Below are 24,117 nucleotides of genomic sequence, written 5' to 3'. Positions count from 1 at the left end.
CCCTCACCCGCCGATCAGCGCAAGCCATTCGTCCTCGTCCATTGTCTGGATGCCGAGTTCCTGGGCCTTGGTGAGCTTTGAGCCGGCACCGGGGCCGGCGACGAGGATGTCGGTCTTCTTTGACACCGATCCCGCCACCTTGGCGCCGAGGCTTTCGGCCCGCGCCTTGGCTTCGTCGCGGGTGAACTTTTCCAGTGAGCCGGTAAAGACAACCGTCTTGCCGGCGACCGGGCTATCGGTCGTGGTCGGCGCTTCGGCGGTCTCAGGCGTCACCTCGGCGAGAAGACGTTCCAGAACCTCGAGATTGCGCGGCTCCTTGTAGAATTCGACGATCGATCGCGCGACCACCTCGCCGATCCCGTCGATATTGTTGAGGTCGGTCCAGGCGTCGCCGGAAAGACTGCCGGCCTCCTTCATCGCCGCCGCAAAGGCCTCGTAGGTGCCGTAAGAGCGCGCCAGGAGCTTGGCCGTCGTCTCGCCCGCGTGGCGGATACCGAGCGCGTAGATGAAGCGATGCAGCGCGATGGAGCGACGGTCGTTGATCGCGGCGTAGAGCTTCGCCACGCTCACCTTGCCGAAACCGTCGATGTTTTCGAGCTTGGTCAGTTCCGACTGCGCCTGACGCTTCTCCAGCGTGAAGATATCAGGTGCGGTACGGATCTGCAGAGACGGATCCTCGCTTTCGAAGAAGAAATCGACCTGCTTCGAGCCGAAACCCTCGATGTCGAAGGCGTTGCGCGAGACGAAGTGCTTCAGGTGCTCGACAGCCTGCGCCCGGCAGACGAAGCCGCCGGTGCAGCGCCGCACAGCGTCAATCTTGCCGGTCTTCTCGTTGACTTCCCGGACCGCATGGCTACCGCAGACCGGGCAAGTCGTCGGAAACCTGTAGGCCTCCGCCCCCTCCGGCCGCTTCTCTTCCACGATGTCGACAATCTGCGGGATGACGTCGCCGGCCCGCTGCACGATCACCGTGTCGCCGACGCGGATGTCGCGACCCTCGCGGATCGGCTCGCCGGAATTGCCGATGCCCTTGATATAGTCCTCGTTGTGCAGCGTCGCATTGGTGACGACGACCCCGCCGACGGTGACGGGCTCGAGGCGCGCCACTGGCGTCAGCGCTCCGGTGCGGCCGACCTGGATGTCGATGCCGGTCAGCTTCGTGAAGGCCTGTTCGGCCGGGAACTTGTGCGCCGTCGCCCAGCGCGGCGAGCGCGAGCGGAAGCCGAGGCGTTCCTGCAGGTCCAGCCGGTCGACCTTGTAGACGACGCCGTCGATGTCGTAGTCGAGGTCGCCACGCTTGAGGCCGATGTCGCGGTAATGGGCCAGAAGATCGTCGAGCGAGGACAGCCGCGCCATCAGCGGATTGACCGGAAAACCCCAGTCCTTCAGCACCATGACCATGTCATATTGGCTTCGGGCCGGCATTTCCGACATTTCGCCCCAGGCATAGGCGAAGAATTTGAGCTTGCGGCTGGCCGTCACCTTCGCATCGAGCTGGCGCAGCGAGCCGGAAGCGGTATTGCGCGGATTGACATAGGTCGGCTTGCCCTCTTCCTCCATCAGCTTGTTGAGGGCCAGGAAATCGGACTTGGCCATGTAGACCTCGCCGCGCACCTCGACGACCGCGGGAACGCCTGCGGGCAGCCTTTCGGGGATCTGCGAGATTGTCCGGATATTGGCGGTCACGTTCTCGCCCGTCGTGCCGTCGCCGCGTGTCGCCCCCGTCACCAGCCGGCCGTTCTCGTAGCGCAGCGACATGGAAAGTCCGTCGATCTTCGGCTCGGCGGTAAAGGCGATCGAATTGTCCGGCAATTGTCCAAGGAAACGATAGACCGATGCGACAAAGTCCTGCACGTCCTCGTCGGAAAACACGTTGCCGAGCGACAGCATGGGACGGGCATGCGTGACCGGCGCAAAGGTGTCCGACGGCGCAGAGCCGACCTTCTTCGACGGGCTGTCGGCGCGGATCAGGTCCGGAAACCGCTCCTCGATCGCATCATTGCGCCGCTTCAGCGCGTCGTAGTCGGCATCGCTGATCTCCGGCGCGTCCTTGCCGTGATAAAGCGCGTCATGACGGGCGAGCTCGGCAGCGAGGAAGGCAAGCTCGCTCTCCGCCTCTTCGCGGCTCAAGGTTTCGACGGGACGGGGCTCAGGGGTGTCGGACATCGGGTCGCCTCATGCAGATTTCCGCATTGTGTTTAGCCGTGAAGTCGGCGGAAGAAAACCACTCACGAGCCGGCTCAAGCCGAATGCTGACAGGTTTAAGCATCCACCCGGTCGAGATTGACGATGCCGGTCAGCGGCAGATGGTCGGAGGCGGTGCGCGCCAGCGCGCTGTCATGCACGGCAAGCGCCTGCACCAGCCCCTGCCGGTTGCCGAGAATGCGGTCGAGCGACAGCATCGGCAGGCGCGACGGGAAGCTCGGCACAGGCTGCGGCAGCGGCCCGAAATCCGCCTGCAGCGCCGATAGCGCCGAACGCTCCCCGAGCCGCCATTCGTTGAAATCACCCATCAGCACGGTGGCGATGTCCGGGCCGTTGCGCATCAACGAGGCGATCGCATCCACCTGCCTGAGCCGCGCCCAGCGCAACAGGCCGAAATGGGCGGCGATGAAGCGCAGCGCCGAACCGGTCTCCAGTTCGATCTCGGTGACCAGCGCGCCGCGCGGCTCGATCCCCGGCAGGTTCATCTGGTGGATGTCGCGAATGATCGCCCGGCGCACGAAGAGCGCGTTGCCGTGCCAGCCATGGGCCCGCGCAAGCCCCGTGATCGGCACGGCGGTCAACCCCGTCTCCATCTGCAGCCGCTTGAGATCGAGGAGGCCGGTCCGCTCGCCGAAGCGCGTGTCCGCCTCCTGCAGGGCAATGACGTCGGGATCGATCTCTCCGATGACCTTGAGGATGCGTTCGGGATCGAAACGTCCATCGGTACCGACGCATTTATGGACATTGTAGGAGGCAACGCGCAGCTGGCCGGTCTCGACGGCCACCCTCTCCGCCGGCCGGCTCGCCCGCCGGGTGCGCAGCGAGGTGATGATTGTTGAGGTCAGGTTGTCCTTGCGCTGCCTTCGCATATCCATCCTTCGACGGGTTTGTTGCGTCTTCCCCTATAGATAGGGCGAACCCAGCCAGAGGATACGGTCAAAAAGCCGCAAGAGGAAAGGCCGTTCGCGCAAGCTCCTCAGCGTGACCGGCTCGCCCCGGTCGATCGCCGCACCGATCCGGTTGGAGATCATCGTCGCGAAGTCGGCGTCGAACACTTCGAGGTCGATCTCGAAATTGAGCCGCAGCGAGCGCGAATCAAGATTGGAGGAGCCGACAAAGGACCAGGCGCTGTCGACGCAGAGAAGCTTGGAGTGATTGAAGACGCCGGCACCCCGGTAGATCCGGCAGCCCTCCTTGATCAGCTGGTCGAACTGCGCCGTCATGGCACGATCCACCAGCATCAGGTTGTTGAGCGACGGCACGATGATCTCGACGTCGACGCCGCGCCTTGACGCCGTCGCCAACGCGCTGATCAGCTCCTTGTCCGGCAGGAAATAGGGCGACATGATGCGGATCGAATGCTTTGCGACCGAGAAGGCGCCGAGCAGCATTTTCTGGTTGGCTTCCAGATGCCGGTCGGGGCCGGACTGCACAGCGCGCATGAACACCGGTGACTTCGGCGCAGCGGCGCCTGCCGCGACCTTCCAGGCCGGACCGTCCAGGGTCTCGCGGGTGGCGAAATGCCAGTCCTCGGCCGCACAGGTGAACAGACTGCCGACGATGGGCCCGCGCACCCGAAAATGCGTGTCGCGGGCGGAATCTGGGCCCCGGAAAGCGTCGCGGATATTCATGCCCCCGACAAAGGCGACAGATCCGTCCACGGTCAGGATTTTCCGGTGAACGCGCAGATTGGCATAGGGCAGCCTCAGGCCGACGATGACGTTGCCGTTGAAGACATCCGCCCTTACCCCCTTGTCACGAAGATAGCCGAGGATGCTTGGCGTCGAGTAGCGTGCGCCGACGGCATCGACCAGCACCCTCACCTCGACCCCGCGGCTGACGGCCTCGCCCAGCCGATCGGCAAGCGCCTTGCCGATCCCGTCGCGGTCGAAGATATAGGTCTCGAGGAAAATGCTCCGCTGGGCATTGCCGACCGCCTCCAGCATGGACGCATAGGTCTCGTCGCCGGACGACAGCAGCTCCACGCTGTTGCCGGACGTCACCGGCCAGCGCGTGACGCGGTCGCCGAGCCGCACCATGGCAGCCGTGCGTTCGCCGAAGATCGGCTCCAGTTCCTGGTCCGTCACCTCGAACTGGTCGGCGTCGACATCCAGAACCTCGGTGAGGAGATGGCGGCGGTAGCGCATCTGCTGGCGGCGGATGCGGTTGATGCCTGCGATGTAGTAGAGGAGCGCGCCGACCACCGGCGAAAGCAGGATGATGCCGACCCAGCCGACCGCGGAGCGCACGTCATCCTTGGTCAGGGTCGCATGGATTGCAGCCGGAGCGCCGAGAAGGATGGAAAGGACGGCAAGGATGTGCGGCCAGTAATGCGCAATGATGTCGATCATCAAACTCCCTTTCCCGCCGCCGGAACGGCCGCGGGCAGAATGTCAGGTCCGGGTCGAGCCGCAAGCCGCCCCGGACAAGCGGCGGAGGCTCTAGCCGCCGGACAGGAGCTTGGCCGCCGCGGCCCTCGCCTCGTCGGTCACGGTAGCGCCAGCGAGCATTCGGGCAATTTCCTCCATCCGCGCCTCGCGCGCCATGCTGGCGACACGGGTGGCGATACGGTCCTCCTTGCCGCTCGTCGGGGCCTTGGAGATGAGATAGTGCGTCGAAGCCCGCGCTGCCACCTGTGGCGCATGCGTCACGGACAAAACCTGCACCCGCTCGGAAAGTCGCTTCAGCCGCTGGCCGATGGCGTCGGCGACCGCCCCCCCGACGCCCGTGTCGATTTCGTCGAAGACCAGCGTCGGCGCCGATCCGCGATCGGCAAGCGCGACCTTGAGCGCCAGCAGGAAGCGCGACAGTTCACCGCCCGATGCGACCTTCATGATCGGCCCGGGCCGGGTGCCGGGATTGGTCTGCACATGAAACTCGATCGTGTCGATGCCATCGGCGGAAGCCTTGCCGGCATCCGTCTCGACCTCGACGGTAAAGCGCGCCCGCTCCAGCTTCAGCGCCGGCAGTTCGGCCATGACGGCGCCGGCAAGCGCATCCGCCGCATTGTGGCGCTTTGTCGAAAGCGCCTTCGCCTTCGCCGCGAATGCTTCGCGGGCGAGCGCCTCGGCCCCTTCCAGCGCCGCAAGCTTTTCCGCGCCCGCATCGACTTCGGCGACTTCCGCGATCATCCGCACGGCAAGCGCCGGCAGTTCGCTGACCGGCACGGAGAATTTGCGCGAGGCGGCCCTCAGCGCGAACAGCCGTTCCTCCACCCGCTCCAGTTCGCGCGGATCGAACTCCGTCCTGCGCAGCGCCGCCTCGACCGACATCTGCGCCTCGGAAAGGCTGTTGAGCGCCGCGTCCAGCTGTTCGACGGTCTCCTCGAGAAGGCCCGGAGCCTCATGCGACTTGCGTTCCAGACGGCGGACCAGAGAGGCGATCAGCGGCACGGGCGACGCGTTGCCATTGAGGATTTCGCTCGCCTCGGAAATGTCGCCGGCGATCCGCTCCGCCTTCATCATGTCGGCGCGGCGCTCCGCAAGTTCTTCTTCCTCGCCATCGGCGGGACCGAGCGATTCGAGCTCCTCGACGGAGGCCCGGAGATAATCGGCCTCCCGCGCGGCATCCTCGACCCGCTGGCGCTGCTTCTTGACTGCCCTCTCCGCCTCACGCATCGCCGCGTAGGCATGGGCCACCTCTTCCGCCTCTCCGGTCAATCCGGCGAAGGCGTCGAGCAGGGCCCGGTGTGCGTCCGTGTCGACAAGGGCGCGGTCGTCGTGCTGTCCGTGGATTTCGACGAGCAGCTGGCCGCATTGCCGCATCAGTTGCACGCTGACGGGCTGGTCGTTGATGAAGGCGCGCGTGCGGCCGTCGGCGGATTGAACGCGCCGGAAGATCAGGTCGCCGTCGTCATCGATGTCGTTGTCGCGCACCAGGGCGCGGGCCGGATGATCCATACCGACATCAAAGACGGCCGTGACCTGCCCCTTATCCTCGCCATGGCGCACGAGACCGCCATCGCCCCGGCCGCCAAGCGCCAGGGAGAGACTGTCGAGAAGAATGGATTTGCCGGCACCCGTCTCGCCCGTCAGAACCGAGAGACCATTTTCAAAGGCAAGGTCCAGCCGTTCGATCAGTACGATATCGCGGATCGAGAGCTGTGTAAGCATTCACCTTATGCCTTAGGTTCCGAGAAGCAGCTTCTTGCCGGCCCGCGAAATCCACGATCCGGTGCTCTCCCGCGGTTCGAGACCGCCAGACTGCAAGAGCTTATAGGAGTCGGCATACCACTGGCTATCCGGATAATTGCGTCCGAGAACGGCGGCTGCCGTCTGCGCTTCGCTGGTGATGCCCATCGCATAATAGGCCTCGACGAGACGGGCCAGCGCCTCCTCGATCTGGTTCGTGTTCGAATATTTCTCGACGACGATCCGGAATCGGTTGATGGAGGCGAGATAATCCTTGCGCTCCAGATAGTAGCGGCCGATCTGCATTTCCTTGCCCGCAAGGTTGTTGCGCGCGTAGCGGATCTGCTTCTGCGATTCGTCCGCGTACTGGGACTGCGGATAGCTGTCGAGCAGTTCCTGGCAGATGTCGACGGTACGCTGGGCGTTACGCTGGTCCTGCGTCACATCGACGATCGTGCGTGCCGACGACTGGCACATCAGGTAAAGCACGTAATCGCTGTCGTCGGAATTGCTGTACTGCTTCATGTACCGCTTGCCGTTCTGGATCGCGGTCTCGTAGTCGCCTTGACGGTACTTGATGAAGGTCGACATGACGAGCGCCTTGCGGGCCCAGTCGGTGAAGGGATGCTCACGGTCGATCGCGTCGAACTTGCGGCCGGCCTCGGTCATGTTGCCGGCCTGGATGTTGGCCAGACCCTGATTGTAGAGCTGTTCCGGCGGATCGGTCTGCACGCCGAGCTTGGTAATGTCGATATCCTTGTCGGACTGGCAGCCGGCCACAAGGGCGCCCGTCCCGAACATCAAGGCGGAAACCAATGCCAGCCGAACGGTATTCTTTCTGGCAGATGACACTACATACTTCATCGAACAATCCCGTTTGTGCCGCATCGAAACTAGCGGCGTCTTGTCTGGCGCATGAGACCGATGGCGTTTCTAGACTGAGATGCGCTTAAATGAAAGCAATAATGCAATTTTAAGGCACGCGGCAGCGTCAGCGCCGATTTCCCCATGGAATTGATTTATTTCCGTCTTCACGCATCCCCCTGCCCCGTCCACCGCAATCAAAAGGCCGCTTCCGGGGAAGCGGCCTTTATCCATTTTCAAGTGATTCCTGTCCGGTTCAAGCCGACCAGGGCGCAAATTCCGGCGCGTTGATCGCGACCATTTCGCGGGCCCTGACGGTCGGTGCCGGCACCTGCGTTTCGACGACTTCATAGGCCGTCGGATCGCTGAGCAGCGCCTTCAGCGCCTTCGCGTTCATCTTGTGGCCGCCGCGATAGGACCGGTAGCAGCCGATGAACTGCGCGCCGGCAAGCGCCAGGTCGCCGACGGCGTCCAGCGTCTTGTGACGCACGAACTCGTCGACCGGGTAGCGCAGACCTTCCGGGTTGATGACCGTATGATCGTCGGAAATGACGACCGAATTTTCAAGCGAGGAACCAAGCGCCAGACCGGCGGCCCAGAGGCGTTCCACGTCCCGCATGAAACCAAAGGTACGGGCGGCGCACAGCTCGTCCTTGAAGGTCTGCGCCGTCAGGTTGCCTTCCCACTTCTGGCGGCCGATCAGCGGCGTGTCGAACTCGATCTCGACCTCGAACCGGGTGCCGTCATAGGGCAGAAACTCGCTCCAGCTCTGGCCTTCCTCGTAGCGCACCGGCTTCAGCACGCGAATATAGCGGCGCTTGACGCCGAGATTGACGATGCCGACTTCCTCGATCGCCTCGATGAACATCCGCGAAGAGCCGTCCATGATCGGCATTTCGGCGCCGTCGCATTCGATCACGACGTTGTCGAGGCCGAGCGCGTAGATGGCCGCCATCACATGTTCGACGGTCGCGACCGAATGGGCCGGCGAGAAGCCGAGAACCGTGCAGAAATCGGTATTGCCGACCTGCGAGGAAACAGCCTTCAATTCCGTCGAGCTGCCATCGGCGTGCACGCGCTGGAAAATCACGCCGGTTCCGGCCTCGGCCGGGTTGAAAGTGATGCTGACCGGCTTGCCGGAATGAACACCGGCTCCGGAAATCGTCACCGGCTCTGCAACAGTCGTTTGAAAACTCAGCAAGCCAATTGCCATCGTTTCTACCTTTTTAGCGCCGAGACCAGCTGGCACCCGCGCCTATTGCCCCGAAATAAATCAAGTATGAGTTCCGACCAGCAAACGGCCGTTACGTTACCCACACGTCCCAGTGCATGTTTACGAGCGCCCGAAGGGAATTCCAAATCACTGTTTCTTTCCAATTGTTACGAACACAACACATTGAATCAAATAAGCAATTTCGCCTTTGAAAACGACCTTGAAACACAATGGCCCGGGCATTTCTGCCCGGGCCATCGATGACAATCTGGAATCACTCGCCGTTAGTTCGACTGCCGGCGAAGGAAGGCCGGGATTTCCAGGTGATCGTCGTCGCGCGCCGCGCTGGACTGCGGTGCAGCACGGCCGTGATCGTCGAGCTGGCCACGACGCGGCGCATAGAGGCTGGCCTCAGGCGACAGGGCGGCGCGGCGCTGCTGGACGGAAGGCTGTGCGGCCGGAGCCGGAGCCTCTGCCCGTGCATCGTCGTCTTCGTCACGACGCGACAGCGAGTTGGTGATCTTCTTCAGAAGACCCATCGGACCGCGTTCGTCGGTGTCGGGCGCATGGATGGTATGCGCACGATGTTCGATCTCTGCCTTCAGGACCGGCGGGAAATCCTCGACCTTCGGCATGCGGACCGGCTCGACCATCTGGTTCATGGACGGCTCGCTGCGCAGCGTCGGCTGCGGAGCGACAGGGGCCGGAGCCGGAGCACGCTGCATCACAGGTGCCGGAGCTGCAGCCATCGGCTGCGGCTGGGGCTGCGGCATCGGACGAACCGGAGCCGGCTGCGGAGCTTCAGCGACCGGTGCCGAACCTACGAATAGCTTGCTCTGGGGGCGAAAGGTCTCGTCCTGCTGGACGACCTGCCTTTCCTCCTGAGACGCCTGATGACGGTTGGCGATCTCGAGTTCGCGTTCCATTTCGGCTTCGGCAGAGCGGATCGTGTCGGCGATCGGATCGGCAGCCTTCTGCTGAACCGGAGCCACCGGAGCCGGCTGCTGCATCATCTGCGGCTTGGCAGCCGGGCGGACGATCGGGCGGGAAGCGATTTCCTGCTGATAGGCCTGGTTGATCTCGCGATCGATACCGGTGGCAACGACCGACACGCGGATGATGCCTTCCAGCGATTCGTCAAAGGTCGCGCCGAGGATGATGTTCGCATCCGGATCGACTTCCTCGCGAATGCGGGTCGCAGCCTCGTCGACTTCGAAGAGGGTCATGTCGCGACCGCCGGTGATGGAGATCAGCAGGCCCTGCGCGCCCTTCATCGAGGTTTCATCGAGCAGCGGGTTGGCGATTGCAGCTTCGGCTGCAGCCATTGCGCGGCCTTCGCCGGATGCCTCGCCGGTGCCCATCATCGCACGGCCCATCTCGCGCATGACCGAGCGGACGTCGGCGAAGTCGAGGTTGATCAGGCCTTCCTTGACCATCAGGTCGGTGATGCAGGCGACGCCGGAGTACAGAACCTGGTCGGCCATCGCGAAGGCGTCGGCGAACGTGGTCTTGTCATTGGCGATACGGAAGAGGTTCTGGTTCGGAATGACGATCAGGGTGTCGACCGACTTCTGAAGTTCCTCGATGCCCATCTCGGCGAGACGCATGCGGCGCGCGCCTTCGAAGTGGAATGGCTTGGTGACGACGCCGACCGTCAGGATGCCCTTGTTGCGGGCTGCCTGGGCCACAACCGGAGCTGCGCCCGTGCCGGTGCCGCCGCCCATGCCGGCGGTGACGAAGCACATGTGGGTGCCGTTCAGGTGATCGACGATCTCGTCGATGCATTCTTCAGCGGCTGCACGGCCGACTTCCGGCTGCGAACCTGCACCGAGACCTTCGGTAACCTGCACGCCGAGCTGGATGATGCGTTCGGCCTTGGACATCATCAGCGCCTGGGCGTCCGTGTTGGCGACGACGAAGTCGACACCCTGGAGGCCGGCGGTGATCATGTTGTTGACGGCGTTTCCGCCACCGCCACCGACACCGAATACGGTGATGCGGGGCTTCAGCTCCGTAATGTCTGGCTTCTGCAGCTTGATAGTCATGTACCCAGTTCCTTCTCGATTATGGCCGCATCGCCACGCCGGCCAATTCCTTGTGTTCCGTTAAAAGCTCTCTTTCAGCCACTGTCCCATCCGCGCCAGACGGCCGCTGCCGCCGGACAGGGAAGACAGAAGGCCGCCACCTGACGCGTGGGCTTCCTGACCGGCTGCCTGCGGATAGATCATCAATCCGACCGCAGTGGAGAAGGCCGGTCCCTTGGCTGCCGTCGGCAGCCCGGAGACACCCATCGGACGACCGACGCGGACGTTGCGGGCGAGGATGCGCCGTGCAACTTCCGGCAGGCCGGTCAGCTGGCTTGCGCCGCCGGTCAGCACGACCCGCTTGCCGACGATCGGGGAGAAACCCGAGCGCTGGATGCGGTCCCGGATCAGCTCCAGCGTTTCCTCGACGCGGGCCCGGACAATGCGGGACACCAGCGCACGCGGCACGTGGGTGGGAAGATCACGGTCATCGTCGCCAAACGGCGGAATGGTTATGACGTCGCCATCGTCGGCGCCTGCCGGCAGAGCCGTCGCATGCACCGCCTTCAGGCGTTCGGCATCGTCGATGCGGCAGGACAGCCCGCGCGCAAGATCGGTCGTCACATGGTGGCCGCCGAGGCTGATGGCGTCGGTGTGCACCAGCTTGCCTTCGGCAAAGACGGAAATCGTCGTCGTGCCGCCGCCCATGTCGATAGAGGCGCAGCCAAGCTCGATCTCGTCCTCGACGAGAGAGGCAAGACCGCTGGCGTAAGGCGTCGCGACCATCGCTTCGACCGAGAGGTGAGCGCGATTGACGGCGAGCTCGAGATTCTTCAGCGACGGCACTTCGGCGGTCACCACATGCATGTCGACGCCGAGCAGGTCGCCGTACATGGCCAGCGGATCGCGGATGCCGCGCTCGCCGTCGAGCGTGAAACCGGCCGGGATCGAGTGCAGAACGGTGCGCTCCTGGCGCATGGACTGCTGGGCTGCGAGCGACAGGACCTTGCGCAGGTCGGTCTCGACGACTTCCTGACCGCCGAGGTCAACGGTCGCGGTGTAGATCTCGCTGGCAAGACGGCCGGCTGAAACATTGACGATCAGGCTGTCGACAGTCAGGCCCGCCATGCGCTCGGCCGAATCGACGGCCAGGCGGACGACGTTTTCCAGAGCGTCCAGATCGACGATGACGCCGGTCTTCACACCGCGCGAGCGCTGGTGGCCGATGCCGATGATCTCGATGCTGTGCGTGCGGCCCGGAAGGATCTCGCTTTCCTGGCGCGGCGTCAGCCGGCCGATCATGCAGACGACCTTGGTCGAGCCGATGTCGAGCACGGACACGACATGCGAGCGCTTCAGCGAAAGCGGCTTCATGCGTGGCAGGCCGAAACTCTGTGACCCGAAAAGGCTCATATTTGCCGCTCCGCTTTCTTCAGTTCCTTCATGCGCACGGCAACAGCCGCATCACGGCGCTTGGCGGCATCGGGGGTGAGTTCGATGGTGGTCCGGTCAGCAAGCCGGAAGTCGACCGAGGCGATCTCGCGCTCGAGCAGCTGCTGCGAGCGTTCCATGTCGGAAAGCTCCGCCAGCGCCTGATCTATGCCCTCTTCCGGCAACTTCACGATCACGCCGTTGTTGAGATAGAGATCCCAGCGACGGCCGCCGACACGAACATAGGCCCTCACCCGCGCCTTCACGTCGGGCCACGCGGCGAAATCGGCATCGAATTCGCGGGCGGCCACTTCGGCGTCACGACCAACGAGCAGCGGCAGGTTGACGAACTTGCCGTCCTTGAGCGGTGCGATCACGGAGCCGCTCTTCTCGATCAGCGAGAGATCGGAACCGTGCTGCCAGATGGCATAGGCCTGACGTTCGACCAGACGGACATCGACGGTCTTCGGGTAAATCTTGCGGACCTCGGCCTTCTCGACCCAGGGCAGCTTTTCGAGATTGGTCTTCGCGTGCTCGGCGTTCAGCGCCATCAGCGAAGTCGCGCCATCAAGGCCAAGCACCTGCAGGATTTCGATCTCGGAGGTTTGGATATTGCCGGAAACCTTGACGTCTTCGATGGCAAAGCCGGCCGCGGTCGTCGTCGCCTGGGCGACGGCATCCGCATGACCGCCAAGGACCATGCCGTAGATGCCGACGGAGGCCAGGAAGGCGATCGCGGAAACGGTGCCGACATGCTCGGGGATATGAACCCGGCCACCGGCAAGGCTCGACATGAAGCGAACCACGCGACGAACCGGACGCGGCAGAACCATCACCTTCTGCTGCGACGAAGGAGCGACAGCCTCCCGCCCCGTATGTCTCTTCAGACTTTGCAGCTTCAACGCTGGCACGACGCGTCCTCCACCATCCAACGGAGAAATTCACCAAAGGAAAGACCCTTGTGCTGGGCCATTTCCGGCACGAGCGAGGTCGCGGTCATGCCGGGCTGCGTGTTCACTTCCAGCCAGATAATCTCACCATCCCCACCAGCGCTGTCGTCGAACCGGAAGTCCGAGCGGCTGACGCCGCGACACCCGATCGCACGATGCGCCTGGAGAGACAGTGTTTGTATTTTTTGGTAAATAATCGGTGAAATTTCCGCCGGAAGGACATGTTTTGATCCACCCGGGGCATACTTCGATTCGTAATCGTAAAATGTGTTGCCCTGCGGCAATACTTCCGTCACGCACAGCGCCTCGTCACCCATCACGCCACAGGTCAGTTCGCGGCCGGGAATGTAGCGCTCGACCATGACGCGGTCGCCGTATTTCCATTCCGACGAAGTCAGGAACTGCGGCGGATGCGACTGATCTTCCTTGACGATGACGACACCGAAGGACGAGCCTTCCGTGACCGGCTTCACCACATAGGGCGGCTCGATCGGATGCTTGCCGCCGATCTCGAAGCGATTCATGACGCGTGCCGGCGCGACCGGGATGCCGTGCGCCATCGCAACGCACTTCGCCTGCTGCTTGTCCATGGCGAGCGCCGAGGCCAGCACACCGGAATGCGTATAGGGAATCTGCAGATATTCGAGCACGCCCTGGATCGTGCCATCCTCCCCGAACGGGCCATGCAGCGCGTTGAAGGCGACATCGGGCTTGAGTTCGGCAAGAACGGAGGAGACGTCGCGACCGACATCGACGCGCGTCACGCGGTAGCCCACCGATTCCAGCGCATCAGCGCAGGCGTTGCCCGAAGAAAGGCTAACGGGCCTTTCGGAGGAAAATCCTCCCATCAGGACAGCCACATGCTTGGCACTCATAAATACCCCCAAACTAGACTTCTCAACCTATGTGCCGACGCTTGCGTCAGACTGGCGGGTTCGTGAATCGGTTAACGGCAATCGCCTGAAACCCACTTCAAAACCATTATGGTTAATATTGCGTTTACTTTCGTTAACTGACGTCGCGATTGAGGAAATTCATCCTCTGCCACAGGTCACGACGGGTTCCCTTCTGCCATGCAAATCAGACACTTGCATGGCGAACAAGACTCAAGACATGAGCACAAAAAGAAACGCCCCTGATCCGGCTTTCGGACAGGGGCGTTAAGAATCAGGTTAACGGTTTTGAGGCCTACGGCGTAAAGATTTCGACCTCGCGACCAGGCATGAAATTGCCGATCCGCTTGATCTCCCACTCCAGCAGAACGCCGGAATTCTCGTAGACCCGGCGGCGTACGGTTTCGCCGAGACTTTCGAGATCATAGGCTGTCGCCTGCCCCGTATTGATCATGAAATTGCAATGCAGCGACGACATCTGCGCACCGCCATAGACGAGACCGCGGCAGCCCGCTTCGTCGATCAGCTTCCAGGCGGAATGGCCGGGCGGATTCTTGAAGGTCGAGCCGCCGGTCTTCTCGCGAACCGGCTGCACGGTTTCGCGGTGCTCGCGCACGGCATCCATGTCGGCGCGAATCTTCGCCTTGTCTTCCGGATAGCCTTCGAAGGTGGCGAAGGTGAAGATCAGGTCGGCCGGCGCTTCCGAATGACGGTAGCTGTAGCCCATGTCGGAATTGGAAAGCCGGACCGGATTGCCCTTGCGGTCGACGGCTTCGACCTCGACCAGGCGCTCGCGCGTTTCCGATCCGTTGGCGCCCGCATTCATGCGCACCGCGCCGCCGATGGCGCCGGGAATGCCGTAGTAGAAGGCAAAGCCGCCGATGCCGTTGTCGAGCGCCATGGCGGAGATGTTCTTGTCCGGGCAGATCGCGCCCGCGCGGATGCGATTCTCTCCTGCCAGATCAACCGAACCGAACCCCTTGGCCGACAGCCGGATGACGACACCCGGAATCCCGCCGTCGCGCACGAGGAGGTTGGAGCCTACGCCGATGATCGTCACCGGCACATCGTCCGACAGGTTCTTCAGAAATGTCGAGAGATCCTCGACGTCATGCGGTTGGAACATCAGTTCGGCAAAACCGCCGGCGCGGAACCAGGTCACGCGGTCCATGGGCGCATTCGGCGTCAGCCTGCCCTTCAATCCACTCACGCTGTCGCCAAGCGAGGCGAGCAGCTTTTCACCATCTACAGTCTTCATGCACGAGCTCCGGGAAGAGCGGCCAGTTCGCCTGCAAGCGCGGCCGCCCAGTATGTAATGCTACCTGCCCCCAAAAATACGACGTAGTCACCCGGCCGGGCAAGCTCGGCGACGATCGGGGCGATTTCCGCCGGTGTCGCCACATAGCGCGCATCGCGGTGACCGCCGGCGCGGATCGCCGAAACCAGGCCTTCGGCGTCTGCGCCCTCGATCGGGTCTTCGCCGGCGGCATAGACCGGCGCGATCAGGATGCTGTCGGCATCGTTGAAGCAGGCGGAGAAATCATCGAACAGGCTCGACAGACGCGAGTAGCGGTGCGGCTGGTGGATGGCGATGATCCGGTTGGGGCATGCATCGCGCGCGGCGCGCAGGACCGCCTTGATCTCGACCGGATGATGGCCGTAGTCGTCGAAGATGTGAACGCCGTTCCATTCACCGACCGGGGTGAAGCGCCGCTTGACGCCGCCGAAGGAGGCGAGCCCCTTCTTGATGTCCTCTTCCGAAATGCCGAGCCGGTTGGCAACGGCAATCGCGGCCGTGGCGTTCGAGACGTTGTGCCGGCCAGGCATCGGCAGGACGAGATCCTTGAACTCGAACACACGGCCGGTGCGACGGCGGCGAATGACAACGTCGAAGATCGCGCGGGCGCCTTCCGTGCGCACATTCATGAAGCGCACGTCGGCCTGCGGGTTCTCGCCATAGGTGATGACCTTGCGGTCCTCGATACGGGTGACCAGCGCCTGCACTTCCGGATGGTCGAGGCACATGACGCCGAAGCCGTAGAACGGCACGTTCTCGACGAACTGCCGGAAGGCGGCGCGCACCGCATCGAACGAGCCGTAGTGATCGAGATGTTCCGGATCGATATTGGTGACGACGGCGACATCGGCGGGCAGTTTCAGGAAGGTGCCGTCGGATTCGTCCGCTTCGACCACCATCCACTCGCCCTCGCCCATGCGCGCATTGGTGCCGTAGGCATTGATGATGCCGCCATTGATGACGGTCGGATCGAGATTACCGGCCTCAAGTAGCGCGGCCACCATGGAGGTCGTCGTCGTCTTGCCATGCGTGCCACCGATGGCGATCGCATTGCGGAAGCGCATCAGCTCGGCCAGCATTTCCGCCCGTCGCACGATCGGCAGCGATTTCTCGCGCGCGGCCACGAGCTCCGGATTGTTCTTCTTGATCGCGGTCGAAACAACGACGACTTCGGCGTCGCCAAGGTTTTCCGCCTTGTGGCCGATGAACACCTCGATGCCCTTGTCACGCAGACGCTGCACGTTGGCGCTGTCGTTCTGGTCGGACCCCTGAACCTTGTGGCCGAGATTGTGCAACACTTCGGCAATGCCGCTCATGCCGATGCCACCGATGCCGACGAAGTGTACGAGGCCGATGGCCTGCGGCATTTTCATGCGACTGCTCCCTTGAATTTCTGTACGCCCTGTCTGTCGGCAATAGCTTCAACCATATCGGCAAGCAAGTCCGCAGCATTCGGCTTCCCCGTCCCTTTCGCGGCCAGCGCCATTTCGGCGAGCCGTTCGGGGTCGTTCATCCAGTCAGCGATGATGCCCGACAGCCTCTCCGGCGACAGATCCCGCTGCTGGATGACTTCCGCACCACCCTTGGCCGCGAGCGCCGCGGCGTTGGCCGACTGGTCGTGGTCGAGCGCATGCGGATAAGGCACGAGGATAGCCGGACGGCCGATGACCGAGATTTCCGATACGGTCGACGCGCCGGATCGGCAGATCAGCATCTGCGCCGAGCCGATACGCTCCGCCATGTCGGTGAAGAAGGGCGAGACGTCGGCCGGCACGCCAAGGCCGGCATAGGCGGCGATGACCGCATCCTTGTCCTCGGGCCGGGCCTGCTGCGTGATCTTCAGCCGTGCCCTTAAGGGTTCCGGCAGCTGGCCGATCGCGGCGGGCAGCGCCTGCGAGAAATACTGGGCGCCCTGGCTGCCGCCGAAGACGACGAGATGGAAGGGCTGACCTTCACCGGACGCAGTATACCCGGCCTCGGATGCGGCAATGACAGCCGGCCTCACCGGATTTCCGGTGGTCACGGTCTTTTCCGAAAACGTGCCGCCCTGTTCGGGCAGGAAGCCGCCGGCGATCGCCTGCACACGCGCGGCGAGCGCCTTGTTGGCGCGGCCCATAACGGCGTTCTGCTCATGGATCATCGACGGCACATGCAGCGCAGTCGCTGCCAGAAGCGGCGGGACCGTCGGATAGCCGCCGAAGCCGACCACGACCTTCGGCTTGACCGTAAGGATCATCCGCTTGGCCGTGCGGTATCCGGTCCACAGCGTCAGCAGGGACTTTGCGACCGAAGCCGGGTTCTTCGAGGCGATCGTCGCCGACGGCACCACATGCACCTCGTCGGCCGGGAACTTGCCGGCATAGCGCTCGGCGCGGCTGTCGGTGACGAGATGCACGCTGTAGCCGCGAGCCTTCAGCGTGTGCGCCAGCGCTTCGGCCGGAAACAGATGACCGCCGGTTCCGCCGGCGGCCAGCATGACAATACCCTTAGAAGCCGTCATCGATTACTCCGCTGCTACGCTTTCCTGGACGCGGAACATGCTGCGCTCCTGCGCCCGCCGTTCGGGTCGGAACCGGGTCAGCGCCAGGATGAAGCCGGCCGTCACCGCGATCGCCACCATCGACGAACCGCCGTAGGAAATAAAGGGCAGCGTCATGCCCTTGGCCGGCAGCAGTTCGAGATTGACGCCGATGTTGATCATAGACTGGATGCCGAGCTGCAGCACCAGGCCGGCGATGGCGAAACGCTGGAAGTCGTTCTTTTCCTTCAGCGCGTGCGACAGGCCGCGCATGACGATGAAGGCGAAGATCAGCACGATGAACATGCAGAAGATGATGCCGAACTCTTCCGCCATCACCGCGAAGATGAAGTCGGTATGGCTGTCGGGGATGATCCGCTTGACGGTGCCCTCGCCCGGACCCTGTCCGAGAAAGCCGCCGCGCATGATCGCGTCGCGCGCCGCATCCACCTGGAACGTGTCCCCCTCGCCGGTCAGGAACCGGTCGACGCGTCCTGTCACGTGCGGCAACATGTAATAGGCGGTCATGAAACCGGCGACGCCAAGGCCGCCGAGAACGAAGATCCACAACCATGGCACGCCGGCCATGAAAAACATGCCGCTCCAGACGAGACTGGTCAGGATCGTCTGGCCCAGGTCCGGCTGCGCGACCAGCAGCGCCGCGACGATGACGAAAAGGATCATCGCGAAGAAATTGCCCGGAATTTCCGGCTGGCGGGCGTGCTCGGAGAACAGCCAGGCGCAAATGACGATGAAGGCCGGCTTCATGAATTCCGAAGGCTGCAGCGAGAACGAGCCGATATTGATCCAGCGCCGCGATCCCTTGACCTCTATGCCGAAGAACAGGGCAATGAGCATCAGCGCTATGGCTGCCACCAGCATGATCAGCGCGGTGCGGCGAACCTGCCGCGGCGTCAGGAACGACAGCCCGATCATAACCGCGAGCGACGGAATCAGAAAGACCGCGTGGCGGATGACGAAATGGAAGCTGTCGTAGCGCAGCCGCTCGGCGACCGCCGGCGACGCCGCAAACGACATCATCATGCCGATCCCCATCAGCAGCACGAACACCGCGAGGAGATAGCGATCTATGGTCCAGAACCAGTCGGCGACCGGCCCGCGCTTCGCTCGGCTCATCACCATGTCAATTCGCTCCCGTTTCCTGATCGATCAGCATCGCCATGCCATCGAGTGCACGCACATGCCCGACAAAGGCGTCACCGCGCACTTCGAAGTTCTTATACTGGTCGAAGCTTGCGCAAGCCGGGGATAAAATGACCGCAACCGGCCCGTTTTCGTCTTTTTCGGCGTCATTGGCCGCATGGGCGACCGCCTTTTCCAGTGTTCCGGAAATTTCATAGGGCACCGCCTCGCCGAGCGTCGCGGCGAATGCGGGTGCCGCCTCGCCGATCAGGTAGGCCCGCGCGATCTTCGGGAAGAAGCCCGTGAGGCTGGTGATCCCGCCCTCCTTCGGCAAGCCGCCGGCGATCCAGTAGATGCGGTCGTAGCTCGACAGCGCCGGCGCCGCCGCATCCGCATTGGTCGCCTTGGAATCGTTGACGAAGACGACGTTGCCGCGCCGTCCGACCGGCTGCATGCGGTGTTTGAGGCCCGGGAAGGAATTGAGACCGGCGACGATCTCCGCTTCGGAGACGCCGACCGCGCGGCAGGCGGCAATCGCTGCGGCTGCGTTCTGCGCATTGTGAGCGCCGCGCAACGTCTGGATGGCGGAGAGGTCTGCCACCTTGTGCGTCGCGCCGCTATCGGCTTCGACGATGCAGCCCTTTTCGAGGTAGTAGCCGTCCGCCAGCACCTGCCGGCTGGAAATGCGCCTGACGGTCACGCCGGCGCGCTCGATGCGGTCGGCGATCATCACGCAGTAGCTGTCGTCGACGCCGACGATGGCCGTCTTGCTGCCGGCCACCAGCCGTTCCTTGATGTCCGCGTAGTGCTGCATCGTGCCGTGCCGGTCGAGATGGTCCGGCGTCAGGTTCAGGAGCACGCCGGCGGTCGGATCGAGCGTCGGTGCGAGGTCGATCTGGTAGGACGAGCATTCAACGACGAAGAACCGGCCGTCCTTCGGCGGATCGAGGGTCAGCACGGCCGTGCCGATATTGCCGCCGAGTTGCGTGTCGCGGCCGCTCGACTTCAGGATATGGGCAATCAGCGCCGTCGTCGTCGACTTGCCGTTGGTGCCGGTAATGGCGATCAGCGGGCAATCGGGCGCATGAGCGCGGCGTTCGCGGACGAAGAGTTCGACGTCGCCGATGATCTCGACGCCCGCCGCCCGTGCCAGATCGACCGTCCAGTGCGGCTTCGGATGGGTCAAAGGCACGCCGGGAGAAAGCACGAAGGACGCGACGGACGTCCAGTCGATCCCATGCAGGTCGGCGGTCGGAACACCGGCCTCGCCGGCCTTCTCCACGCTTGCCGGATTGTCGTCCCAGGCGACGACATCGGCACCGCCGTCGACCAGCGCTTTCGCCGTCGCAAGGCCGGAACCGCCGAGCCCGAAAAGAGCAACCGTCCTGCCCTTGAAGGAAGTGACCGGGATCATCGCGCCCTCAACGGATCTTGAGGGTGGAAAGGCCGAGCATAGCAAGCGCCATGGCGATGATCCAGAAGCGGATGACCACCTGGCTCTCGGTCCAGCCCAGCTTTTCGAAGTGGTGATGGATCGGCGCCATCAGGAAGACGCGCTTGCCGGTCATCTTGAAGTAGCCGACCTGGATGATCACCGACAGCGTTTCCATGACGAACAGGCCGCCGATGATCGCCATGACGATCTCGTGCTTGGTGGCTACGGCAACCGTGCCGATGAGACCGCCCAGCGCCAGCGAACCGGTATCGCCCATGAAGATGGCCGCCGGAGGCGCGTTGAACCAGAGGAAGCCCATGCCCGCGCCGATCACCGCGCCGAGCACAACGGCCAGTTCGCCGGTGCCGGGCACGAAATTGATCTGCAGGTAATTGGCGAAGACGGCGTTGCCGGCGAGATAGGAGATCGCGCCGAAGGACGCTGCGGCGATGATCACCGGCACGATTGCCAGGCCGTCGAGGCCGTCGGTGAAGTTGACGGCATTGCCGGCACCGACGACGACGAAACCGCCGAACAGGATGAAGAACCAGCCGATATCGAGAACGAAGTCCTTGACGAAGGGAAACGCGATCGAGGTGGCAAGCTTGGCGCCGTTCGGCTCGCTATGCTCCGACATCATCATCATCGCAACGACGGCAATGGCAGCGATCACGAACTCGATGCCGAGCCGCGCGCGCGCCGAAAAGCCCTTTTCCGTCTGCTTCGTCACCTTGAGGTAGTCGTCATAGAAGCCGATGGCGCCGAAGCCGAGCGTAACGAGCAGCGTCGCGACCACGTAGATGTTGGAGAGGTCCGCCCACAGCATCGACGACCCGATGATGCCGGCGAGGATCATCAGGCCGCCCATGGTCGGCGTGCCGGCCTTCTTGAAATGGGTCTGCGGCCCGTCGGCACGGATCGGCTGCCCCTTGCCCTGCCGGATACGCAGGGAGGAAATGATGCTCGGCCCGAACAGGAAGACAATCATCGCCGAGGTGAAGACCGCGGCGCCGGTGCGGAAGGTAATGTAGCGGAAGAGATTGAAGAACTGTAGGTGATCCGCGAAATCCACGAGCCAGATGAGCATAAGAAACCTTTCAAAAAGAGGTCATGCGTTGCCGCCCGTGTCGGAAAACGCGGAGTAATTGTCAAGGAGCGCGGATACAATCTTGCCGAATCCGGTGCCAAGCGACGATTTTACCATAAGCACATCGCCAGGCCTGACGGATCCGACGACGAAAGTCGCCAAATCCTCAGTTTTTTCCCGGTATTCTACTTGAACGTTGGGCGGCAGGGCGTCTTTCAGCGCCGCCATGTCCGGCCCTGCGAGCCAGACGTCGGAAATTCCCGCAGCGAGAAGCGGCGTTGCCAGCTCTGCATGGACGTCCTGGGAGAACTCGCCCATTTCGCGCATGTCGCCCAGCACGGCGATCCGCCTGCCCTCGCCCTTCGGCTTGGCCGATGCCAGCAGCGCGATGGCCGCGCGCATGGAGGCCGGATTGGCATTGTAGCTTTCGTCGATCAGCGTGAAGGTGCTGCCGTCAATCGTCAGAGTGTGGCGCTCACCGCGACCCTTGACGGCCGACAGCGCGCCGAGCGCGGCGACGGCCGCGTCGAGGTCCGCGCCGGCAAGTTTGACCGCACCGAGGACCGCCATGGCATTTTCGGCGATATGCCGGCCGGCGGCCCCGATGGCGACGTCGCGCGTCTCTCCGTCGATCTCGGCCACCACGAGGCCGGTCTCACCATCGCCTTCATATTCGACAAGGCGATAGTCAGCCTTGGAATGCTGGCCGAAGGTATGGATATTGGAGACGCCCGCGGCAATCGCGGCGCCTTCCAGAAATTCGAACTGGGCGTTGTCGCGATTGAGGATCGCGTGGCCGTCAGGCTCGACGCCTTCGAAGATCTCCGCCTTGGCGGCCGCGATCTCTTCCAGGCCGGAGAAATTGCCGAGATGCGCGGCGGCGATCGTCGTGATGATCGCCACATGCGGGCGCACCATCTTCACAAGCGGGCGGATCTCGTTCGGGTGGTTCATGCCGATCTCAAATACGCCGTATTCGGTGTCGGCCGGCATGCGGGCGAGCGTCAGCGGCACGCCCCAGTGATTGTTGAAGGAGGCGACGGCGGCATGCACCCGGCCGGACGGCGCGAGTGTGTGGCGCAGCATTTCCTTGGTGGTCGTCTTGCCGACGGAACCGGTGACGCCGATGATCTTTGCCTCGGTACGGCTGCGCGCCGCCAAAGCGAGACGGCAGAGCGCCGCGAGAACGTCGTCGACGACGATCATAGGCGCGGTCAGTCGCCCGAGCGCCGGAAGCTTGCCCTCGGCGACCACCAGCAGCGCCGCGCCGCCGGCAACCGCCTTCGTCGCATAGTCGTGCCCATCGACGCGGTCGCCCTTGATGGCGAAGAATGCCTCGCCCGGCCCGATCGAACGACTGTCGATCGAAATGCCGGAAATGCCCTCGGGCAAGTGCCCGATCGGGCGCCCGGTCATGGCCTTGATCATGTCGGAGATGGTCCAGAGATGGCTCAAGACTTCAAACCTTCCAATGCCTTCAGAATTTCCTTGTGGTCGGAGAACGGAACGGTGACGCCGTTTGCCGTCTGCCCCTCTTCATGCCCCTTGCCGGCCACGATCAGCGTGTCGCCGGGGCCAAGCAGACCGACGGCATGGCGGATTGCCTCGCCGCGGTCGGCGATCTCCGTTGCCGAGGGCACGGCGGCCATGATCTCGCTGCGGATCGTCTGCGGCACTTCGGAGCGCGGATTGTCGTCGGTGACGATGACGAGGTCAGCCAACCGTCCGGCGATCTCGCCCATGATCGGACGCTTGCCCTTGTCACGATCGCCACCGCAGCCGAACACCACGACGACCTTGCCGGTCGTAAACGGGCGGACGGAGGAAAGCACGTTTTCCAGCGCATCCGGCTTGTGGGCATAATCCACATAGGCGAGCGCACCGTCCTTCGTGTGACCGACCAGCTCCAGCCGTCCCGAAGCACCTTCAAGTTTTTCGAGCGCCCGCATCGCGATCTTCGGCGCGACGCCCGTCGCGATCGCCAGTCCGGCCGAAACGAGCGCATTGGCCACCTGGAAATCGCCCGCCAGCGGGATGTCGACTTCGTAGATGTCGTCGCCATGATGGATCTCGGCGACCTGCTTGTGGCGGAAGTGCTCGACCCGCTTCAAGGACAGGAAATTGCCCTTGCGCCCGACGGTGAGAACCTCGTGTCCCGCTTCGCTCGCCGCCGCGATCGCCTTTTGCGACCAGGCGTCGTCGGCATAGATGACCGCCGGCGAGCCCTTCGGCAGCAAGACGCGGAAGAGCCGCATCTTGGCGTCCATGTAGTCTTCGACGGTCGGATGGTAATCCATATGGTCGCGGCCGAGATTGGTGAAAGCGGCAGCGGCCAGTTTGACGCCGTCGAGGCGGCACTGGTCGAGGCCGTGGCTGGACGCCTCCATCGCCGCATGGGTGACGCCGGCCTCCGCGAGTTCCGCAAGTATCTGGTGTAGCGCGACAGGATCGGGCGTCGTCAGCGAGCCGTATTCGTTGCGGCCGGGCGCCACGATGCCGGTGGTCCCGATCGACGCCGAGGCCAGTCCGGCCGCTGCCCAGATCTGCCGCGTGAAGGAGGCAACCGACGTCTTGCCGGCCGTACCCGTCACTGCGACCATGGTCTCGGGCTGCGCGCCATAGAAATTAGCCGCGGCGAGTGCCAGAAAGCGGCGTGGTTCGGAGACGACGAGGATAGGAACGGAAAGACCCGGGACATCCACGCCGGAAACGATGGCGACGGCGCCGTTCTTCTCGGCATCGGCTGCGAAGGTCGCGCCGTCAGCCTTGCTGCCGGCGAGCGCCACGAACAGCATGCCGGGCGAGATCTTGCGGCTGTCGGAAGAAAGGCCGGTGACGGCAAGGTCACCCTCCGCGCCACGCAGTTTCGCATCGATTTCCGGAAAGCCGTTTCCGGCCAGGTCCCGCAGTTTCATATGACGTCTTGT

General features: G+C 63.5%; 18 protein-coding genes. All 18 read right to left on the bottom strand.

From position 1 onward, the window contains the following. Positions 1–3: 3 nt before the first annotated feature. The 18 genes from ligA to ACU5AY_RS05395 all read right to left on the bottom strand — a co-directional run bounded on the left by ligA (position 4) and on the right by ACU5AY_RS05395 (position 24,105). The gene (gene ligA, locus ACU5AY_RS05480; protein WP_446828309.1) at positions 4–2,166 is read right to left on the bottom strand and encodes an NAD-dependent DNA ligase LigA; all 2,163 of its coding nucleotides are present in this window, start codon (positions 2,164–2,166) and stop codon (positions 4–6) included. 95 nt (positions 2,167–2,261) lie between these two features. Further along, positions 2,262–3,074: an endonuclease/exonuclease/phosphatase family protein gene (locus tag ACU5AY_RS05475; protein ID WP_446823744.1), complete on the bottom strand. Its 813-nt coding sequence runs from the start codon at positions 3,072–3,074 to the stop codon at positions 2,262–2,264. Between the two features lie 33 nt (positions 3,075–3,107). Beyond that, positions 3,108–4,556 carry a cardiolipin synthase gene (gene cls / locus ACU5AY_RS05470; protein WP_446828308.1) on the bottom strand — a complete coding sequence of 483 codons (1,449 nt, stop codon included), beginning with the start codon at positions 4,554–4,556 and terminating at the stop codon, positions 3,108–3,110. A gap of 90 nt (positions 4,557–4,646) precedes the next feature. Beyond that, positions 4,647–6,317 (bottom strand): DNA repair protein RecN, encoded by a 1,671-nt coding sequence (gene recN, locus ACU5AY_RS05465; RefSeq protein ID WP_446828307.1) that lies wholly within the window; start codon positions 6,315–6,317, stop codon positions 4,647–4,649. A 12-nt stretch (positions 6,318–6,329) separates the two neighbouring features. After that, positions 6,330–7,199 carry an outer membrane protein assembly factor BamD gene (locus ACU5AY_RS05460; RefSeq protein ID WP_446828306.1) on the bottom strand — a complete coding sequence of 290 codons (870 nt, stop codon included), beginning with the start codon at positions 7,197–7,199 and terminating at the stop codon, positions 6,330–6,332. A 256-nt stretch (positions 7,200–7,455) separates the two neighbouring features. Further along, positions 7,456–8,412 (bottom strand): UDP-3-O-acyl-N-acetylglucosamine deacetylase, encoded by a 957-nt coding sequence (lpxC, locus tag ACU5AY_RS05455; protein ID WP_446828305.1) that lies wholly within the window; start codon positions 8,410–8,412, stop codon positions 7,456–7,458. Between the two features lie 284 nt (positions 8,413–8,696). Continuing rightward, positions 8,697–10,457 (bottom strand): cell division protein FtsZ, encoded by a 1,761-nt coding sequence (ftsZ, locus tag ACU5AY_RS05450; RefSeq protein ID WP_446828304.1) that lies wholly within the window; start codon positions 10,455–10,457, stop codon positions 8,697–8,699. A gap of 60 nt (positions 10,458–10,517) precedes the next feature. Continuing rightward, positions 10,518–11,849: a cell division protein FtsA gene (gene ftsA, locus ACU5AY_RS05445; RefSeq protein ID WP_446823738.1), complete on the bottom strand. Its 1,332-nt coding sequence runs from the start codon at positions 11,847–11,849 to the stop codon at positions 10,518–10,520. Then, entirely contained in the window at positions 11,846–12,700 is an 855-nt protein-coding gene (locus ACU5AY_RS05440) for a cell division protein FtsQ/DivIB (protein WP_446828949.1), read from the bottom strand. Before ACU5AY_RS05440 ends, ftsA begins: the two co-directional genes overlap by 4 nt. A gap of 65 nt (positions 12,701–12,765) precedes the next feature. Then, a complete protein-coding gene (locus ACU5AY_RS05435) occupies positions 12,766–13,692 on the bottom strand; it encodes a D-alanine--D-alanine ligase (protein WP_446828303.1) in 927 nt (308 codons plus the stop codon). A 313-nt stretch (positions 13,693–14,005) separates the two neighbouring features. After that, entirely contained in the window at positions 14,006–14,968 is a 963-nt protein-coding gene (gene murB, locus ACU5AY_RS05430) for a UDP-N-acetylmuramate dehydrogenase (protein WP_446828302.1), read from the bottom strand. Continuing rightward, positions 14,965–16,380: a UDP-N-acetylmuramate--L-alanine ligase gene (gene murC / locus ACU5AY_RS05425; protein ID WP_446828301.1), complete on the bottom strand. Its 1,416-nt coding sequence runs from the start codon at positions 16,378–16,380 to the stop codon at positions 14,965–14,967. The genes murB and murC overlap by 4 nt, the downstream gene beginning before the upstream one ends. Further along, a complete protein-coding gene (murG, locus tag ACU5AY_RS05420) occupies positions 16,377–17,507 on the bottom strand; it encodes an undecaprenyldiphospho-muramoylpentapeptide beta-N-acetylglucosaminyltransferase (RefSeq protein WP_446828300.1) in 1,131 nt (376 codons plus the stop codon). Before murG ends, murC begins: the two co-directional genes overlap by 4 nt. Positions 17,508–17,510: 3 nt before the next feature. Beyond that, a complete protein-coding gene (ftsW, locus tag ACU5AY_RS05415; RefSeq protein ID WP_446826049.1) occupies positions 17,511–18,665 on the bottom strand; it encodes a putative lipid II flippase FtsW in 1,155 nt (384 codons plus the stop codon). 4 nt (positions 18,666–18,669) lie between these two features. After that, positions 18,670–20,082, bottom strand: a complete 1,413-nt coding sequence (gene murD / locus ACU5AY_RS05410) for a UDP-N-acetylmuramoyl-L-alanine--D-glutamate ligase (protein ID WP_446828299.1) — start codon at positions 20,080–20,082, stop codon at positions 18,670–18,672. A 7-nt stretch (positions 20,083–20,089) separates the two neighbouring features. Next, the gene (gene mraY, locus ACU5AY_RS05405) at positions 20,090–21,190 is read right to left on the bottom strand and encodes a phospho-N-acetylmuramoyl-pentapeptide-transferase (protein ID WP_446823731.1); all 1,101 of its coding nucleotides are present in this window, start codon (positions 21,188–21,190) and stop codon (positions 20,090–20,092) included. Between the two features lie 21 nt (positions 21,191–21,211). Beyond that, positions 21,212–22,645: a UDP-N-acetylmuramoylalanyl-D-glutamyl-2,6-diaminopimelate--D-alanyl-D-alanine ligase gene (locus ACU5AY_RS05400; RefSeq protein WP_446828298.1), complete on the bottom strand. Its 1,434-nt coding sequence runs from the start codon at positions 22,643–22,645 to the stop codon at positions 21,212–21,214. Next, a complete protein-coding gene (locus tag ACU5AY_RS05395) occupies positions 22,642–24,105 on the bottom strand; it encodes a UDP-N-acetylmuramoyl-L-alanyl-D-glutamate--2,6-diaminopimelate ligase (RefSeq protein ID WP_446828297.1) in 1,464 nt (487 codons plus the stop codon). Before ACU5AY_RS05395 ends, ACU5AY_RS05400 begins: the two co-directional genes overlap by 4 nt. Positions 24,106–24,117 lie beyond the last annotated feature (12 nt).

It is taken from the genome of Rhizobium sp. PAMB 3174, assembly GCF_052908375.1.
The sequence above is the reverse complement of the archived record's forward strand: the minus strand, read 5'-3'. Positions and strand labels throughout refer to the sequence as shown.